Origin of the sequence: Streptomyces javensis (assembly GCF_039525925.1) — a bacterium.
GTDB lineage: Bacteria > Actinomycetota > Actinomycetes > Streptomycetales > Streptomycetaceae > Streptomyces > Streptomyces asiaticus.
This window is the reverse complement of sequence record NZ_BAAAIF010000002.1, coordinates 236,105-253,122: the sequence shown is the minus strand read 5'-3', so window position 1 is coordinate 253,122 and position 17,018 is coordinate 236,105. Positions and strand designations below refer to the sequence as shown.

Genomic DNA, 17,018 nt, shown 5'->3' with positions numbered 1-17,018 from the left:
CGCTTTCCGGCTCACAACATGATCATTGGCCGGGCAGCGGCCGCACAGGGCCGAAGAGTCCAGGGCCGGGGTCGAAGGTCCCTGCCCCTTTCCGGACGGCCGGGCCGGTCAGGAGGACCGGCCCGGCCCGTTCCCGTCCGGCATCCGCCCGAGGGTGTTCTCGATGGCGGTGGCGGCGGCGCGGAGCCGCCGGGCCGCGTCATCGAGCCGGTTGATCATCCGTGATGTGGGGCCGGACACGTTGATCACGCCGACCAGCCCACCGGCCGGTGTACGCAGCGGAACTCCGACCGAGGTCAGGCCGATCTCGACCTCCTCGCTCGCCATGCTGTACCCACGGTCGCGTTCGCTCCGCAGGCGTTCGAGAACCTCCTCCAGGGTCCGGGGAGCGGACAGCCCCGATATGGGAGTCGTCAGGTCCTCCGCGACGAGTTCCGCCACGAGATCGTCGTCGGTGTCGAAGAGCAGGGCTCGGCCGGAGGCCGTGCAGTGCAGAGGTGAGCTGCGGCCCACCCAGCCACCGGCCCGCAGGGACTGGTTCGACTCCTCGCGCAGTACGGTCAGCGACCGGTTGCCGCGCTGCACGGACAGCAGCGCCACCTCACCGGTGCGTGCGACGAGCGCGCGCAGCACGGGTCTGGCCGCCCGCAGGAGCGAGCTGTCTCCGGCACCGGCGGCCAGGACCAGCATGTCCCAGCTCAGCCGGTATCGCTTGGTCTGGCTGTCCTGCTCGACGAGACCGCCGCGACTGAGGGCCTGGAGCATGCGGGAGACCTGGCTGCGCTCCCGGCCGACCGCTCTGGCCAGATCGCTGACGGAGTGATCCCCGGTGGCGCCGCGACGCCCGAAGGCCAGTAGCAGTACGGCTACGCGTTCGGCCGCCGAGTCCATTACCCGCCACCCCTTTCACTTGTTGTTGTCACAGCAACATACTGCCATCACTTTTCCATCTCACCAGCGAAAATGCCACAAGCTTGTTGCTGGGAGAGCATCATTGCTGTTCAGGCCGTATATCGGTGCCTAGGGTGACGCGCACCGCGGACGCGGTAGTGGTCGAACCCTCTCCCCGAAGAACGGAGCAGCTTGTGAGCACCGGTATCCATCCGGATTCGACGTGGGCGCCCCTGTACGGAGCGCAGACCGAGCTGGCCATGAACAACTTCCCGCCCCGTGGCCGCACCTTCGGCGACTTCCCGCCCCTGGTGCGCGGGTACGCCCAGGTGAAGCTGGCCGCGGCACGCGCCAACCAGGCCCTCGGTGTGCTGGACGAACAGCGCTGCGACGCCATCACCACGGCGTGCCAGGAGATCCTCGACGGCGAGCACGCCGGGCATTTCCCCACCGCGCTGGTGCACGGCGGCGGCGGCACCACCGCCAATATGAACGTCAACGAGGTGATCGCGGCACGCGCCGCTGAGCTGGCCGGAACCACCGTCCATCCCAATGACCATGTGAACGCGTCCCAGTCCACCAACGACACCTATCCGACCGCCATGGCGCTCGCACTGCTGAACCAGGTCGAAGCACCCGTGGCCGCTCTGAACCGGCTCGCGGACGCCCTGGAGTCGAAGGCGGCCGAGTTCGACACGACCCACCGACTGGGCCGTACATGTCTCCAGGACGCGGTCACTCTGACCGCCGGTGACACCCACCGGGCACAGGCGGCGGCCGTCCACCGCACCGCCGGCGTTCTCGAGGCGGCAACCCGTGCCCTGACCACCGTTCCGGTCGGAGCGACCGCGGTGGGCACCGGGATCGGCGCGCCCGCCCACTTCGCGGAGCGCTGCGCCGAGGAACTCGCACGGCTCACGGGGCTTCCCATCAGCGCGTCCGAGAACCCGTACGACAGCCTCGCGCATTTCGATCCCTACGCCCACATCGCCTCGGCCGGCGCCCGGGCGGCGATCACCATGGCGAAGATCGCCGCTGATGTCCGGCTGCTGTCCTCGGGGCCACGGGGCGGGTTCGGCGAGCTGACGATACCGGCGGTCCAGGCCGGATCCTCCATCATGCCCGCCAAGGTCAATCCCGTGATACCGGAGTACGTGATGCAGCTCAGCTATCGCGTCAGGGGGAGCGCCCACACCGTTGAATGCGCCGTCGCCGCCGGCGAACTGGAACTCAACGTCATGGAACCGGTGATCCTCGACGCCCTGAGCAACATATTCGAGGACCTGGCCGCGGCCGCCACGACCTTCACCGAGCGCTGCGTCCTCGGCCTGAACTGGAACGGCCCCCACCGCGAGCGCAATCTCGCCGGGGCGCTCGACCGGTGGGTCGAGATGTCGGCGACCCGCGGCTACGAATCGGCCACCGCCGAACTGCGAGCGGGCGGAAGCGACGGAGGAACGGCACGATGACCACTCCCGTCTCCCCCACCCAGCCCGCGCCCATCGCCTACGACGACGCCCCGCTGACGCGCTTCCACATCAGGATCGCCGTCGCCGGCACGGGCGGCCAGTTCAGCGACGGGTTCATCCTCGGCATCATCGGCATCGTCATCGCCTCGGCGGACGACACCCTCAGTCTCACTCCGCTGTGGACCGGCGCGCTGGGCGCGGCGACCCTGACCGGCCTGTTCGTCGGTGCCATCGCCGTGGGCCCGATCGCGGACCGGATCGGCCGCAGATCGATCTTCGGCTGGGACATGCTCTTCTTCGCCGTGCTGTCGCTCCTGCAATTCTTCGTGCAGACACCCGGACAGCTCCTGATCCTGCGGCTGTTCCTCGGGCTGGTGCTCGGCGCCGACTATGTCGTGAGCAAGTCCCTCGTCACCGAGCACTCACCGCGCAAGTTCCGCGGCCGCCTCATGAGCCTGCTGGCCGTCGCCTGGGCCGCCGGTTACGTCTTCGCCTATCTCATCGGTTTCCTCCTGACTGGACACGGAGACGACGCCTGGCGGTACATGCTCGCCATCAGCGCGCTCCCGGCCCTGCTCGTCTTCGGCTTCCGCCTGGGAGTGCCCGAATCCCCGCTCTGGCTCGCCAAGCACCAGCGGAACGCCGAAGCCGCCGATGTCGTCCGCCGCCACCTCGGCCCGGGTGTCCTTCCGCCCACCGCTCCCCCGCTGAGCCGGAACCGCGGCCTCACGGCCCTCTTCGGGCCCGCCTACCGCAGGCGGACCGCGGTGGGCGCACTCTTCTACGTCTGTCAGGTCATCCCCTTCTTCGCGCTCGGCACCTTCTCCTCCCAGGTGATGGAGTCCCTCGGCGTCACCAGCAAGATGGGCGCCGGTGCTCTCTACAACGTGTTCCTGCTCATCGGGGCCGTCGTCGGCCTGGTGCTGATCGACCACATCAGCCGCCGCCGGTTCCTGGTGGGAACCTTCTTCATCGGCGCGCTGCTGCTCACCGCGCTCATCCTGTTCGCCGGCGCGGGCGCGTCCGCCATCGTCGTCATCGCGGTGTTCGCCGCCTTCGCCTTCCTCATGTCCGCCGCGGTGAACCTGGAGTTCGTCTACCCGCCGGAGCTGTTCCCCACCGATCTGCGGGCCTCGGGCGTGGGCATCGCGACGGCCGCCAGCCGACTCGGATCAGCCGCCAGCACCTTCCTGCTCCCCGTCGTCGAGGCCGGCCACGGCATCAACACCGCCCTCATCGGATGCGTGGTGATCCTCCTCGTCGGCGGACTGGTCTGCTGGGTGTGGGCACCGGAGACCAGCACGGAGTCACTGCTCGACACCGACACCGACGCCGGCACCGCCGCGACGTCCGGGCACCAGCCCTCCGGGTGACGCGCCGGACACATGGTGCCGAAGACAGGCATCTCGCGGGTGGCGGCGGTCACCGGGGGCCGCTGCCGAAGACCGCCGACCTCCTGGTCCACGCGGCGCCTGCTCGCTGAGGGAGAGGCCGAGCCCGCCGCGGTTGGGGATGACCATGCGGCCGTCCCCGAGGTCGAGGCGGACAGCAGGATTCCACCTCGCCAGGTAGTGGAGGACGGCGGGTACGAAGCCGACTTCGGCCACGCCGAGCTCCGGTGCAACGGCCGCGGCAGTGCCGACCGCCGTCCGATCGGCCGACCTCGCAAGCCACGATCGGCAACGGCGGCGCCACCGCTCGCCAACAGCCTGCTGAGCGGCCGACATCCCACACGGAGCCCGTCACGACGGCCACGGCGTTGCGGCGCCGCGCCCTGCGCTGGGCCCGGCGGGCATGTGGGACAGGGCTGTACTCCAGCACCTCGATCGGGCCGAGCGTGGCGCGATGTCGAAGCCTTCACGGCCGAAGCGCCGGGCGACGGCGACGCCCAGGCCGGGACCGGCACCGATGAGGGCGAAGGTGGTCATGAGGAGGGCTCCTGGAGATCGGGAGGCGCTCGGCGGGGGACGACGGGCGCGGGTTCAGGACTGGGCGGTCAGGCGGAGCGTGGTGGCGCGGGCCGGCTCGGCGACCATGGACTCGACGTAACCGCTGTGGCGGCCGTACTTGACCCGGTAGGCGGCGTCCACGCGGTCGTTGACCGCAGGGTCGTCCACGGGGGTGAAGGTGACGTCGACCTCGGCACCGCCGGCGCTGATGTGCCCGGCCCGGTGGGTACGGGCGGTGTTCCACCAGGTACCGGCCGTTCCGCGCCAGGAACGGATGTACAGGTCGTCACCGTCGCGTACGACCCAGATGGTGGTCGGCTCGCGCAGCGTTCCGTCGCCGCGGCGGGGCGCGATGCGCAGCTCGTCGGCGTCGGCGATCCGCTCCAGCGTTTCACGACTCCAGGTGGCCATGGGCCGCTCTCCTTCCGGTGTGGGTGTGCAGGGCTTGAGAACGGGCTCTGCTCCGACATCAGTCCCATGAAGTTACGGGAGGCGGCGGCGTTCTGCGCGGTGGCCATCTGCGAGCCGGTGAAATTACTGCTGTCAGCAGCGCGAGAACAACGGCCGGTGCGGCCTCGTCGGGACCGGGGTCAGTCGGTGGGCGGAGCGGCGGCGTACTCGTCGTCCGTGACGGGGGTCAGCCAGTGCACCACGTCGTGGTCGGCGTCGGATTCGTTGATGGCCAGGTGGACCATCAGCCGGTTCGGCGCGGCACCGTGCCAGTGCTCCTCGTCGGCCTCGAACAGGACGCGGTCGCCGGGGCGGATGACCTCGATGGGTCCACCGCGGCGCTGGCACAGGCCGACCCCCTCGGTGACGAAGACGGTCTGGCTCAGCGGGTGGCGGTGCCAGTGGGTGCGGGCCCCGGGCATGAAGTGCACCAGGGCGGCGCTGACCCGGGACGGGGCAGGGGCCGCGGCGACGGCGTCGATGTAGACCTCGCCGGTGAACCAGTCGGCGGGCCCCTTGACGGTGTTGATCGAGCTTCGGGTGATCTGCAAGGTCGTTTCCTTGTCCGGTAGGTATCGGGCTTGAGTCAGGGCTTGAGTCAGCTTGAGTCAGGGCTTGAGGAGGGTCTTGATGGCGCGGCGTTCGTCCATGGCCTTGTAGCCCTCGGCGACCTGTTCCAGGGGCAGGGTGAGGTCGAAGACCTTGCCCGGGTCGATCCGGCCGGTCAGTACGCGCTCGATCAGGTCGGGCAGGTAGCGGCGCACGGGCGCGGGGCCGCCGCGCAGGCCGACGTGGGAGAAGAACAGCTCCTGGCCGTCGACGGCCACCTCGTGCGGGACGCCGACGAAGCCGACGTCGCCGCCGGGCCGGGCCGAGGACAGGGCCTGCCGCATGGCCTGGGCGGTGCCCACGCACTCCAGGACCGAGTCCGCGCCGATCCCGTTCGTCAGCTCCTTGATCCGGGCCACGCCCTCCTCGCCGCGCTCCGCCACGATGTCGGTGGCGCCGAACTCGCGGGCGAGCCTCTGCCGGGGCTCGTGGCGCGACATGGCGATGATCCGCTCCGCGCCCAGCTCCTTGGCCGCGATCACCGCGCACAGGCCGACCGCACCGTCGCCGACGACGACTGCGGTGGAGCCGGGCCTGACCTCGGCGGCGTCGGCGGCCCACCATCCGGTGCCCATGACGTCGGAGACGGCCAGCAGGCCGGGCCAGTACTCCTCGCCCGGCACCCCGTCGGTGGCGACCAGGGTGCCCTGGGCGTTGGGGATGCGCACGTACTCGGCCTGGCAGGTGCTCATGAACTCGCGGTTCAGGCAGCTCGACTGGAAGCCGTTGCGGCAGTTCGCGCAGGCGTTGTCCGAGGTGGCGAACGAACCGACGACGAACTGACCCGGCTCGACCGCGGTGACCTCGGCCCCCACCTCTTCCACGAAGCCGACGTACTCGTGCCCCATGGGGTGCGCCTGCTCGGTCGGCTCCGCGCCGCGATACGGCCACAGGTCCGAGCCGCACACACAGGTGACGGCGGTGCGGATGATCGCGTCGGTCGGCTTGAGGATCTTCGCGTCGTCCACGGTCTCGAAGCGCACGTCGCCGGGGGCGTGGATCACTGCTCCGCGCATGAAGGAGGCTCCTTACCTGCTGAGGTGTCCGGTACCGGGGGTACCGGACACCGCTGTGCGATGGCGGTCCCGGCGCGGCGGCGAAACGAGACCGCCGCCCGCGGCCCGGGACCGAGCGCTGGGCCGGCCCGCTCCCACGGGTCGACGTCGAGCGCCACGTCCCCCAGGAGAACCCCGTTTCGCGCGGGCAGCGAGTCACCAGTGAGAGGTGTACTGCTGGTACATCGCTCCGGTGGCGTACACGTCGTACGGTCGGAGACATGGACCACCGTGAGGAGGCCCGCGAGTTCCTGACCTCGCGGCGAGCGAAGATCACCCCGGAGCAGGCCGGCCTGCCCGCCGGGTCCCGGCGGCGCGTACCGGGGCTGCGCAGGAGCGAGGTCGCCGCGCTGGCCGACATGAGCGTCGAGTACTACGCGAAACTCGAGCGCGGCAGCCTCGCCGGCGCCTCCCCGGCCGTCCTCGAAGCCGTCGCCCGCGCGCTCCAGCTGGACGACGCCGAACGCGCCCATCTCCTGCACCTGGCCCAGGCCGCCGACGGCTCCGACGCCCTCACCCGCCCCCGGCGCCGCACCACCCGGCAGTGGACCTTGCACCGCAGCCTGCAATGGACCCTGGACGCGATCACAGCGGGGCCCGCGGTCGTGAGCAACGGCCGGATGGACATCCTGGCCGCCAACCCCCTCGCCCGCGCCTTCTACACCGATCTCTTCGCCAACGCGGACAACCAGCGGAATCTGGCCCGCTTCAACTTCCTCGACCCGGCCTCCCGCCGGTTCTACCCCGACTGGGAGCTGTTCGGGGACATGGCGGTGGCCATCCTGCGCCGCGAGGCCGGCCGGGACGCCCACGACAAGGATCTGCAAGACCTCGTCGGGGAGCTGTCCACCCGCAGCGAGAGCTTCCGCACCCGCTGGGGCGCCCACGACGTCCGACGCCACGGGACCGGCACCAAGCGGTTCCGCCACCCCGCGGTCGGCGACCTCACCCTTGCCTACGAGGTCCTGGACCTGGCCGCCGAACCCGGACTCAGCATGACCATCTACACCGCCGAACCCGGCTCCCCCTCGGAAGAAGGACTGCGCCTGCTCGCCTCCTGGGCCGCCACCGAAGACGTCAGCCCGCCGGCACAGCACCCCACGGGCTGACAGTACGAGGCGGGTGTGCCGCCGGGGCGGCCGTGATGTGATGGCACCGTGAGCCGCGCCGCAGAAGAGACCAACCGCCGCATGCTCCGGGCCAGGGACGCGATGGACCGCGACTACGCGCGGCCGCTCGACGTCCCGGCCCTGGCCCGGATCGCGCATGTCTCCGAGGCGCACTTCACGCGCACCTTCCGGGCCACGTTCGGTGAGACGCCGCACCGCTACCTACAGCGCCGCCGCGTGGAGCGGGCGATGTTCCTGCTGCGGGAGACCGACCGCGGCGTGACGGACATCTGCTTCGACGTCGGCTTCGGCAGCCCGGGCACCTTCAGCCGCACGTTCCGCGACATCGTCGGCCGATCGCCGCGGGCCTACCGCAAGGAAGCGGTGGCCACCGGCGTGCCGACGTGCTTCACGATGGCGTGGACGCGGCCGAGCGCCCGACCGTCCGAGGCATCCGTACCGTCCCGGTGTCAGCCGTCCGCCGAGTGAGCAGTTTCGGATAAGTTCTCGTCCCCTCCGCTCGGTAGCGTGAGGCCCATGTTCAACGCCATCACACATTCGCAGATCTACGTCCTCGACCAGGACGAGGCCCTCGACTTCTACGTCGGCAAGCTCGGCCTGGAAGTCGCCGCGGACGTCAACCTGGGCTTCATGCGCTGGCTCGCCGTCAGCGTTCACGGTCATCCCGAGCGGCAGATCCTGCTGGAGAAGCCGGGCGCCCCGGCGATGTCGGAGGAGACGGCGGAGCAAGTCCGTGAGCTGGTCACCAAGGGGGTGATGGGCGGCTGGCTCATCCTGACCACCCCCGACTGCCGCAAGACCTACGAGACCCTGCTGGCGCAGGGCGTGGAGTTCACCGAGGAGCCCACCGAGCGCCCGTACGGGATCGACTGCGGCCTGCGTGACCCGTTCGGCAACCGCATCCGCTTCACTCAACCCGCGGCCTGAGACTCTCCGGCCGGCCACCGTCGCACACCGCCCTCCGCTCGCGGCGCACCCCTCTCCGCCGTCCGCCCCCGCAGAGCCGTCGCCACCAGCAGCGCCGAGAACACGGCGGCTGAGCCGCACACCACGAAGCCGATCGCGTAGCCGTGGCCGAGGGCGTCGAGGGCGTGTGCGCGGGCCGCGCCCGGCGGCGAGGCGGCGGGGACGGAGTTCAGCGCGAGAGGGCCGCCCTCCCTCAGCACGTCGTGCGCCGCCGCCTTCGACTCCGCGGTCAGGGACGACGAGGTGGCCAGCGAGGAGGTCACCCGGGATGTGGCCTGGCTCAGCGCGACCGCGCCGATGACCGCGGGGCCGAGGGTGAAGCCGAAGTCGCGCAGCAGGTTGGTGGACGCGCTGGCCATGCCCGCGAGCGGCAGTGGCACCGTGTTGACGGCGGTCGCGGTGATGGACGACACCGTGAGGGCGAAGCCGATGCCGACCAGGCCGAGCGGCAGAATCAGCGAGGTCAGGCTCCGGTCGCCGACGTCGAGCGCGGCGGCCAGGAAGTCGCCCACGGCGATCAGCGCCAGACCGGAGGTGAGCAGCGCCCGTGCGGGCAGCCGGTTCAGCAGCCGGGAGGTCAGCGGGGTGAGCACCGGGGTGATGCCGTTGAGCAGCAGGAACGCGAAGGCGGTGCGCAGGGGGCTCTGGTGCTGGATGGGGCCGAGCCGGATGCTCGCCGCGTAGGCCGTGCCCAGGAAGCTGAACATGCCCACCACCGCGACGACCGACGCGATCGCGAAGGAACGGTCGCGGAACAGGTCCAGGCGCAGGAGGGGCGAGCGGGCCCGGCTCTCGGCGGCCACGAACAGGCCCAGGAACACCGCGGCGATCACGAACGCCACGACCACGGGGGGCGATCCCCAGCCGTCGGCCGGCCCCTGGATCACGGCGTACAGCAGGGCGAACAGACCGACGCCGATGGTGATCTGGCCGCCGACGTCCAGCGAACGTCCTTCAGGGGCACGGGAGTTGGCGGCGAGCCACAGGCTCGCCAGGGCGCTGACCGCGGCCAGTACGGCGACCACCACGAACGCCGAGCGCCAGGAGCCGTAGGTGCCGGTGATACCGCCGAGCAGCGGCGCGAAGAAGCCGCCCGCGGACAGGCTGGAGGCCCAGAGGGCGATGACCCGGGCGCGCTGGGCATCGGTGTGGGTACCGGCCGCGATCATGGCGAGCGAGGTGGGGAAGAGCGCGGCGGCGCCGAGACCGGCCAGCGCCTGCCCGGCCCACAGCTGATGGATGCCGGACGCGCTCGCGGCGACGACCTCGCCCGCGCACACCAGCGCGGCCCCGCCGACGAGGAGCTGTTTGCGGCCGAAGAGGTCGCCCAGCACGCCGAAGGAGAGCTCGAGGACGGTGACGGGCAGCAGGAACGCGTCGGAGATCCAGGTGAGCTGGGCGCCGACGGGGTGGAGGTGTTCCTGGAACAGGCCGTTGAGGGTGGCCGGTATCGCGAGGCCGATCTGGGCGAGGCAGACGGCGAGACAGCCGGCGACCAGCGTACCGAGCGGGAGCCGCGGGGCCGTAGGCGCGGACGGGGGTGCGGAGGGAGAAGAGTCGGATGCGTCGGACATCTGAGGGTCCCAACGTCAGTGGCGGACGGGAGGCGCCGGGCGGTCGCGGCCGACCGTCAGGCGCGCCGGGTGGTACGGGACGTACGCCGCCCCGTCCAGACCGAGCGCGGTGGCGGACCGCTGAAGCGCGGCCGGGGTCGCGTCGTCCCAGTGGCCGGTGGTGACGCGGTGGTCGAGCGCGTGCAGGGCGGCCACGGTCTCGGCGGTGGTGAACGCACAGTGGCCCTGTCGTTCGACGTAGGCCTGGCGCAGCAGCGCGCCGTCCCCGGCCGTGCGCACCCGGTCGCCGAACCGCCGTTCCTGCTCCACGGGTACGAGGTTGTCGGCGATCGTGTGCACGTCCAGCAGCGGCATGCCGAGGCCCTGACCGGCGGACGAGGTGCGCCGCGCCGTACGGACCGCGTCGGGGTCGGCGGCGATCGATCCACCCCGCGTCAGGGACGTCAGATCGGCGCGCAGGTCGAGTCCGGCCGCCCGGTACAGCGCGCGGACCTGCGGGGCGTGCGCGGAACCGGCGAGCAGACGGGCGTAGTCGACGCCCCGGTTCCAGGAGTTGTTGCCACCGACGGACCGCTCCACGGCGAACCGGCCGCCCTCGACGAACGCCAGGATGCCCTGCGCGAACCACGTGTACTGCTGCTCCTCCTGACCCGCCCAGTCCGCCGGGGCGGGCCGGTCCTTCCCGGGCGCCCAGGCGGGCAGGTTGAGGAAGGCCGCGGCCAGCGCGATCCGGGCCCGGCCCCGCGGTGTGGCCTGCGCGGCGGTGACCGCGTCGGTGAGCTTCCCGGCGGTGGCGGCCGCGTCGTCGGCGGAGCCGAAGCGCACCAGCCGGAGGTCCTGCCCCGGCAGGAGCAGCCGGGCGATGGTGTACTCGGCGTCGAGTTGGTAGTTGTCCAGGTCGGTGCCGCCCGCGACCAGGCCGCACAGGCCGAGCGCGCCGTCGACACGGCCGGCGCCGTCGCGGGCGATCTGCGCGTTGACGAGTCCGCCCATGGACTGGCCGACGGCCAGGGTGCGCCGCGGGGTGCCGATCTTCGCGGCGACCGCGTCGAGCGTCGCGAACTGGTCGGCTTCGGCGCTGTTCAGGGCCCACATCGAGCCATGGGGGTCGTACGACGAACCGGCCATCGCATAGCCCTCGGCGAGCAGTTCGGCGCGTACGGCGTCGGAAGGGGCGTCTTGGGCGACGGTGGGGCCGAAGCCATGGCTGAACAGCAGCAGGGTGCCGTTCCAGCGGTCGGGGACGTCCGCCACCCAGGTGGCGCCGTCGGCGAGGGTGCCGGTGAGGTGGGCCGTGGCCTTCGGGTCCGCCTGGGCGGCTGACCAGGGAAGGGTGGCGAGGGCGGCGGAGGCCAGGGCGGCCAGGGCGATACGCGGTCGGGTGCGAGCAGACATGGGAGTGGCTCCTTGTGGGCGGCTGCGGAGCGGAGGACCTGGGGCGCGTGCTCAGCGCGCTGAACGAAGGTGTGGAGGAATGTAGGGCTCATTTCTTGCAGCCGTCAACGCAATGCACAATTTCGCCTGAGAGCGCGCCCCGGTGTGGCAGACGTGCGGACGGCTACGCCGGAACGGTTTCGATCGACCGGCGCGCCGCCTCCCGGGCGGGCGCCTCCAACAGGCCGTGGACCGCGCGGAACGTCTCCTCCGCCCCGGCCGCGGGCCAGTCCTCCGGCAGGTGCCGTACGGGCAGCCGGGGATCGCTGCGGATGACCTGGAGCCACTCGGCGGTCAAGCGCAGACGCAGCGCGAGGGCGTCCTCACCGGCCAAGTCCACGCCACCCGTGGCGTACGGCCGCCAGGACGCGTCGAAGTCCCGGTATCCGGCGCCCAGCGCGCGCAGGTCCCAGGTCTCGTCGACCATCTCGGCGATGTCCATGCCGGCGGCCGCGTGGGCGCGGAAGACCTTCACATGCGCGGCCAGTCCCAGCTCGGCGACGATCCCGGAGACGTCGACCTCGCCCGGCGCGATCCACAGTCCGTTGAACAGCGCGCCGAAGCCCGCCCAGGTCAGCTGGGAGCGCAGATCGTGCCGCTGGCGCTGCCACGACTCCGGAAGCGAGAAGCCGAGCAGGGTCCAGGTGCCGTCCCATTCGCGATTGACCGCGCCCGTCTTCCAGATGCGCCGCTCGCCGTCGCGGAGGATCGCCTCCGAGCGGTCGGTGAGGCCGACGTAGGTCCGCCGGCCCTCTCGCCGACGACTCAGCAGACCACGGCCGACCATGCGGGTGAGGGTGGACCGGGTGGCCTGCTCGCCGACCCCGGCGCGCCGGAACACCTCGATGACGCTCCCCGTGTACACGCACACCCCGCGGCCCAGCACTTCGTCACCGAGGAAGCTGAGCAGGAGGGACTGGGGGCGGAGGGCTGGACCGGTCACACGCATACAGTACGAGGCCCCCGCACACGCGGCAGCCGGCCCCCGGCGCCGGCCATCGGCGGTCGTCCGGCGCGTCAGGCGAGCCCGTTCCCGGCGACCCGCACCAGGAGCGCGTGCAGCGCCTCCCGTTCGGCGGGGGCGAGCGGGGTGAGCAGTTCGTCGGTTACCCGCCGGCCCGCCTGATCCGTGTCGCGGAGGAACGCGCGGCCGTCCTCGGTGAGGACGACGACGCGGCTGCGGCGGTCGTCGGGGGCGGGCCGGCGCTCGGCGAACCCCAGCTTCTCCAGGTCGTCCACCAGACCGACGATCGCGCTCGGGTCGTAGCCGAGCCGGGCGCTGAGCTCCCGCTGCAACGCGCCCTCGCAGGTGGCGAGGTAGCGCAGCACGGCGTAGTGCCGCAGCCGCAGCCCCGACTCCTGGAGGAAGGTGTTGAACAGCTGACCGGAGCGCAGGCCGAGGCGGTACAGCAGATAGCCCGTGTCCGCGTGCAGCTCCCGCATCCACGGTTCGTCCGCGTCGATGGGGGGCGGGGTGTCGGTGTGCCGGCGGGCGATGGCGGGCTCCCTGGTCTCGGCCCCGGGGCGCCGGTCTCGACTCCCGGAGGGGGTGGGTCTGGTGTGCAGAGTCCAGCATGACGCACCCGAGGTCGACAACAACTGTTGACGACACCAATTATTGCGCTTAGCTTCGATCTCACCGCCACACCCGGCGCCGCACAGACGCACCCCATGCGAAGGGACCCGCTCGTGCCCACCATCGATCTGACCGGCAAGTCCGCCGTCGTCACCGGTAGCGGCCGGGGTCTCGGCCTCGCCTACGCACACGCCCTCGCCGCCCACGGCGCGTCCGTGGTCGTCAACGACGTCGACGAAGCCGTGGCCGAACGGGCCGTCAAGTCCATCACCGAGGCCGGCGGCACCGCCGTGGCCGAGGTGGTCCCGGTCGGCCCCGCGGAGGCCGCCGACCGGCTGGTGAGCCGTGCCGTCGAGGAGTTCGGCCGGCTCGACGTCCTGGTCACCAACGCGGGCATCCTGCGCGACAGGGTGCTGTGGAAGATGACCGACGAGGACTTCGACACGGTCATCACCACCCATCTGCGCGCCACCTTCACCTGCGCCCGCGCCGCCTCGTTGCGCATGCGCGAGCAGGGCGAAGGCGGCACGCTCGTCCTCGTCGGCTCCCCGGCCGGGCAGCGCGGCAACTTCGGCCAGACCAACTACTCGGCCGCCAAGGCCGGAATCGCCGCCATGGCCCGCACCTGGTCCATGGAGCTGTCCCGCGCGAACATCACCGTCAACGCGATCGTGCCGGTCGCCGCCACCGCGATGACCGAGACCATTCCCGCCTTCGCCCCGTATGTGGAGGCCCTGAGGAACGGCGAACCGCTGCCGGACTTCCTCCGCAAGGGCGAGGGATTCGGCACCCCGGAGGACTGCGCCGCACTCGTCCCGTTCCTGGCCTCCGACGCCGCCCGCGGCATCACCGGCCAGTGCGTCGGCATCGGCGGCGACAAGGTGGCGCTCTGGTCGCATCCGCAGGAGGTCCGGACCGCCTACGCCGACGGCGGCTGGACCCCCGAGGCCCTCGCCGACGCCTGGCCCACATCGGTCGGCGCCGAGCCGCAGACGGTGGGCATCCCCGCGCCGAAGACCCCGGAGGCGTGATGGACCTCCGGAATCTGGTCGCCATCGACGTCCACACCCACGCGGAGGTGTCCTCCAAGGGCCACTCCTCCCTGGACGACGAGCTGCACGACGCCTCCGCCGCCTACTTCGGGGTCGAGGGCAAGCGGAAGCCCACCCTCGAGGAGACGGCCGCCTACTACCGCGAGCGGAGGATGGCCGCCGTCATCTTCACGGTGGACGCCGAGTCCGCCACCGGCACCGAGCCCGTCCCGAACGAGGAGGTCGCCGAGGCCGCCGCCGCCAACGCGGACGTCCTCATCCCCTTCGCCTCCATCGACCCCTTCCGGGGGAAGGCGGGTGTCCGGCGGGCCCGGCGGCTGGTCGAGGAGTACGGCGTCAAGGGCTTCAAGTTCCACCCCAGCATCCAGGGCTTCTTCCCCAACGACCGGTCGGTGGCGTACGGCCTGTACGAGGTGATCGAGGAGACCGGCACCATCGCCCTCTTCCACACCGGCCAGACCGGCATCGGGGCGGGTGTGCCCGGCGGGGGCGGGATCCGCCTGAAGTACTCCAACCCGCTCCATGTGGACGACGTGGCCGCCGACTTCCCGCATCTGAAGATCATCCTGGCGCATCCGTCGTTCCCCTGGCAGGACGAGGCGCTGGCGGTGGCGACCCACAAGCCCGGGGTGCACATCGACCTGTCCGGCTGGTCGCCGAAGTACTTCCCCCCGCAGCTGGTGCAGTACGCCAACACCCTGCTGAAGGACAAGGTCCTGTTCGGTTCGGACTTCCCGGTGCTCACCCCGGACCGATGGCTGGCCGACTTCGACAAGCTCTCCATCAAGGACGCGGTCAAGCCGAAGATCCTCAAGGAGAACGCGGCCCGGCTGCTCGGGTTGACCACACCGTAAGGGGTGCCAGATGCGCAACGAGGGACTGGGGTCATGGCCCGCACGCCGGGCCCGTAAGACCCCGCACCGCACGGCCCTGATCCACGGCGAGCAGTCGACCGACTACGGCACCCTGCACATCCGCACCACCCGCCTCGCCCACGCCCTGCGCGCCCGGGGCATCCGGCGTGGCGACCGCATCGCCCATCTCGGCCCCAACCACCCCGCCTATCTGGAGACCCTGTTCGCCGCCGGGCTCCTCGGCGCCGTCTTCGTCCCCCTCAACACCCGGCTCACCGGCCCCGAGATCGCCTACCAGCTCGCCGACTCCGGCGCCAAGGCCCTCATCCACGGCGCCGCACACGCCGGGCTCGTCGATGGGCTGCCGGCCGGCACCGATGTACGGATCCGCGTCCAGATCGGCGACGCATACGAGCAGATCCTGGCGGCCGCGCCGGCCGAGCCGATCGACGAACCGGTCTCCCCCGACGACACCTGCCTCATCATGTACACCTCGGGGACGACCGGCCGCCCCAAAGGCGCGATGCTCAGCCACGCCAACATCATCTGGAACGCCGTCAATGTGCTGGTCGACCACGATCTGTTCGCCGACGAGCGTGCCCTGGTGTCCGCCCCGCTGTTCCACACCGCCGGCCTGAACATGATCACCTTGCCGGTACTGCTCAAGGGCGGCACCTGCGTCCTGGTGGAGTCCTTCGACCCGGGGACGACCCTCGATCTGATCGAACGGCACCGCATCACCTTCATGTTCGGAGTGCCGACGATGTTCGGCCAGGTGGCCCGGCATCCCCGCTGGGCGAACGCCGATCTGTCCTCGCTCCGCATCCTCACCTGCGGCGGATCGCCTGTGCCGACCCCGCTCATAGCCGCCTACCAGGAGCGCGGGCTCACCTTCCTCCAGGGCTACGGCATGACCGAGGCCGCGCCCGGCACCCTCTTCCTGGACGCCGAGCACGCCGCCGCCAAGGCGGGCTCGGCGGGCGTACCGCACTTCTTCAGCGACGTACGGGTCGTACGGCCCGGCCTCACCCCGGTCGGCAGCGGCGAGACTGGCGAAGTGGTGGTGCGCGGACCACATGTGATGTCCGGCTACTGGGGGCTGCCCGAGGAGACGGAGGCCGCCTTCGCGGACGGCTGGTTCCGCAGCGGGGACGCGGCCCGGGTCGACGACGACGGTTATGTGTACATCGTCGACCGGATCAAGGACATGATCATCTCCGGTGGCGAGAACGTCTACCCCGCCGAGATCGAGGACCTTCTGCTCGCCCTCCCGGGCATCGCCGAATGCGCGGTGATCGGTGTCCCGGACGGCACATGGGGCGAGGTGCCCCGCGCGGTCGTCGTCCCGGCGGCGGGCGCCGAACTCGACCCGGAGCAGGTGCTGGCATCGCTGTCCGGGCGGCTCGCCAAGTACAAGATCCCCAAGTCGGTGGTGGTCGCGGACGAGCTTCCGCGCACCGCCTCCGGAAAGCTCCTCAAATCCCGGGTGCGCGACCGATACGGCACCCCCGCCCCTGAACAGGAAGCCGATTCATGAGCATCACCGTCAACGGCCTGGACGAACTGAAGAAGCTCGCCGGGAGCGACCTCGGCACCAGCGACTGGATCGAGGTCACCCAGGACCGCATCGACACCTTCGCCAATGCCACCGGCGATCACCAGTGGATCCACACCGACCCGGAGCGGGCGGCCCAGGGCCCCTTCGGCGCGCCGATCGCGCATGGCTACCTCACGTTGTCCCTGTTCATCCCCCTCTTCACTCAACTGCTGGACGTACGGGGCGTGACCACCAAGGTCAACTACGGCCTGGACAAGGTGCGCTTCCCCGCACCGGTGAAGGCCGGATCCCGCATACGGCTCGTGGCCCGGCTCAGCTCGGTCGAGGACGTACCCGGCGGCGTCCAGATCACCGTCGACGGCACGGTCGAGGTGGACGGCGGCACGAAGCCCGCGGCCGTGGTGCGGAGCCTGTCCCGCTTCTACGTCTGATACGTCGCCGAACCGGCTTC

The 17,018-nt window shown here is 71.2% G+C and carries 17 protein-coding genes and 1 pseudogene; 9 read left to right on the top strand and 9 right to left on the bottom strand.

What is annotated here, in order from left to right; all coding sequences use genetic code 11:
• Positions 1 to 108 precede the first annotated feature (108 nt).
• Entirely contained in the window at positions 109 to 891 is a 783-nt protein-coding gene (locus ABD329_RS03825; protein WP_198279740.1) for an IclR family transcriptional regulator, read from the bottom strand.
• 194 nt (positions 892 to 1,085) lie between these two features.
• Between ABD329_RS03825 and ABD329_RS03820 the strand changes: the two genes are divergently transcribed.
• A complete protein-coding gene (locus tag ABD329_RS03820) occupies positions 1,086 to 2,360 on the top strand; it encodes a lyase family protein (RefSeq protein ID WP_309142847.1) in 1,275 nt (424 codons plus the stop codon).
• Positions 2,357 to 3,733, top strand: a complete 1,377-nt coding sequence (locus tag ABD329_RS03815; RefSeq protein ID WP_344315941.1) for an MFS transporter — start codon at positions 2,357 to 2,359, stop codon at positions 3,731 to 3,733. The genes ABD329_RS03820 and ABD329_RS03815 overlap by 4 nt, the downstream gene beginning before the upstream one ends.
• Before the next feature lie 468 nt (positions 3,734 to 4,201).
• On the opposite strand, the pseudogene ABD329_RS48150 reads toward ABD329_RS03815, so the two are convergent.
• The 4 genes and pseudogenes from ABD329_RS48150 to ABD329_RS03800 form a co-directional block, all read right to left on the bottom strand.
• Positions 4,202 to 4,288 (bottom strand): annotated as a pseudogene (locus ABD329_RS48150) (SDR family NAD(P)-dependent oxidoreductase); the annotation flags it as partial.
• A gap of 54 nt (positions 4,289 to 4,342) precedes the next feature.
• Positions 4,343 to 4,720, bottom strand: a complete 378-nt coding sequence (locus ABD329_RS03810; protein WP_344315940.1) for a DUF2255 family protein — start codon at positions 4,718 to 4,720, stop codon at positions 4,343 to 4,345.
• Between the two features lie 179 nt (positions 4,721 to 4,899).
• On the bottom strand, positions 4,900 to 5,310 hold the full coding sequence (locus tag ABD329_RS03805; protein ID WP_344315939.1) for a (R)-mandelonitrile lyase: 411 nt from the start codon (positions 5,308 to 5,310) through the stop codon (positions 4,900 to 4,902).
• 57 nt (positions 5,311 to 5,367) lie between these two features.
• Positions 5,368 to 6,384: a zinc-dependent alcohol dehydrogenase family protein gene (locus tag ABD329_RS03800; protein WP_344315938.1), complete on the bottom strand. Its 1,017-nt coding sequence runs from the start codon at positions 6,382 to 6,384 to the stop codon at positions 5,368 to 5,370.
• Between the two features lie 260 nt (positions 6,385 to 6,644).
• On the opposite strand from ABD329_RS03800, the gene ABD329_RS03795 reads away from it, so the two are divergent.
• Genes ABD329_RS03795 through ABD329_RS03785 form a run of 3 tightly spaced genes read left to right on the top strand, consistent with a single transcriptional unit; the run spans position 6,645 to position 8,480 of the window.
• On the top strand, positions 6,645 to 7,532 hold the full coding sequence (locus ABD329_RS03795; protein ID WP_344315937.1) for a helix-turn-helix transcriptional regulator: 888 nt from the start codon (positions 6,645 to 6,647) through the stop codon (positions 7,530 to 7,532).
• Between the two features lie 48 nt (positions 7,533 to 7,580).
• Complete coding sequence (locus ABD329_RS03790; protein ID WP_344315935.1) at positions 7,581 to 8,021, top strand: helix-turn-helix domain-containing protein; 441 nt, start codon at positions 7,581 to 7,583, stop codon at positions 8,019 to 8,021.
• A 48-nt stretch (positions 8,022 to 8,069) separates the two neighbouring features.
• A complete protein-coding gene (locus ABD329_RS03785) occupies positions 8,070 to 8,480 on the top strand; it encodes a VOC family protein (protein WP_344315934.1) in 411 nt (136 codons plus the stop codon).
• Here the strand turns inward: ABD329_RS03785 and ABD329_RS03780 are convergent.
• The 4 genes from ABD329_RS03780 to ABD329_RS03765 form a co-directional block, all read right to left on the bottom strand.
• Positions 8,465 to 10,093: an MFS transporter gene (locus ABD329_RS03780; RefSeq protein WP_344315933.1), complete on the bottom strand. Its 1,629-nt coding sequence runs from the start codon at positions 10,091 to 10,093 to the stop codon at positions 8,465 to 8,467. The genes ABD329_RS03785 and ABD329_RS03780 overlap by 16 nt on opposite strands.
• 15 nt (positions 10,094 to 10,108) lie before the next feature.
• On the bottom strand, positions 10,109 to 11,488 hold the full coding sequence (locus ABD329_RS03775; protein WP_344315932.1) for an alpha/beta hydrolase: 1,380 nt from the start codon (positions 11,486 to 11,488) through the stop codon (positions 10,109 to 10,111).
• Positions 11,489 to 11,651: 163 nt separating this feature from the next.
• On the bottom strand, positions 11,652 to 12,476 hold the full coding sequence (locus tag ABD329_RS03770; RefSeq protein ID WP_344315931.1) for a PaaX family transcriptional regulator: 825 nt from the start codon (positions 12,474 to 12,476) through the stop codon (positions 11,652 to 11,654).
• A gap of 68 nt (positions 12,477 to 12,544) precedes the next feature.
• Positions 12,545 to 12,970, bottom strand: a complete 426-nt coding sequence (locus ABD329_RS03765; RefSeq protein ID WP_344315930.1) for a MarR family winged helix-turn-helix transcriptional regulator — start codon at positions 12,968 to 12,970, stop codon at positions 12,545 to 12,547.
• A gap of 246 nt (positions 12,971 to 13,216) precedes the next feature.
• Between ABD329_RS03765 and ABD329_RS03760 the strand changes: the two genes are divergently transcribed.
• From ABD329_RS03760 to ABD329_RS03745, 4 genes are read left to right on the top strand one after another with little or no spacing between them, the layout of a single operon-like run.
• Complete coding sequence (locus tag ABD329_RS03760; protein WP_344315929.1) at positions 13,217 to 14,134, top strand: SDR family NAD(P)-dependent oxidoreductase; 918 nt, start codon at positions 13,217 to 13,219, stop codon at positions 14,132 to 14,134.
• Positions 14,134 to 15,009, top strand: coding sequence for an amidohydrolase family protein (locus tag ABD329_RS03755; protein ID WP_344315928.1), 876 nt, complete (start codon positions 14,134 to 14,136; stop codon positions 15,007 to 15,009). Before ABD329_RS03760 ends, ABD329_RS03755 begins: the two co-directional genes overlap by 1 nt.
• A 10-nt stretch (positions 15,010 to 15,019) precedes the next feature.
• A complete protein-coding gene (locus ABD329_RS03750) occupies positions 15,020 to 16,546 on the top strand; it encodes an acyl-CoA synthetase (RefSeq protein WP_198274954.1) in 1,527 nt (508 codons plus the stop codon).
• Positions 16,543 to 16,998, top strand: a complete 456-nt coding sequence (locus ABD329_RS03745) for a MaoC family dehydratase (protein WP_198274955.1) — start codon at positions 16,543 to 16,545, stop codon at positions 16,996 to 16,998. Before ABD329_RS03750 ends, ABD329_RS03745 begins: the two co-directional genes overlap by 4 nt.
• The last annotated feature ends 20 nt before the right edge of the window (positions 16,999 to 17,018 follow it).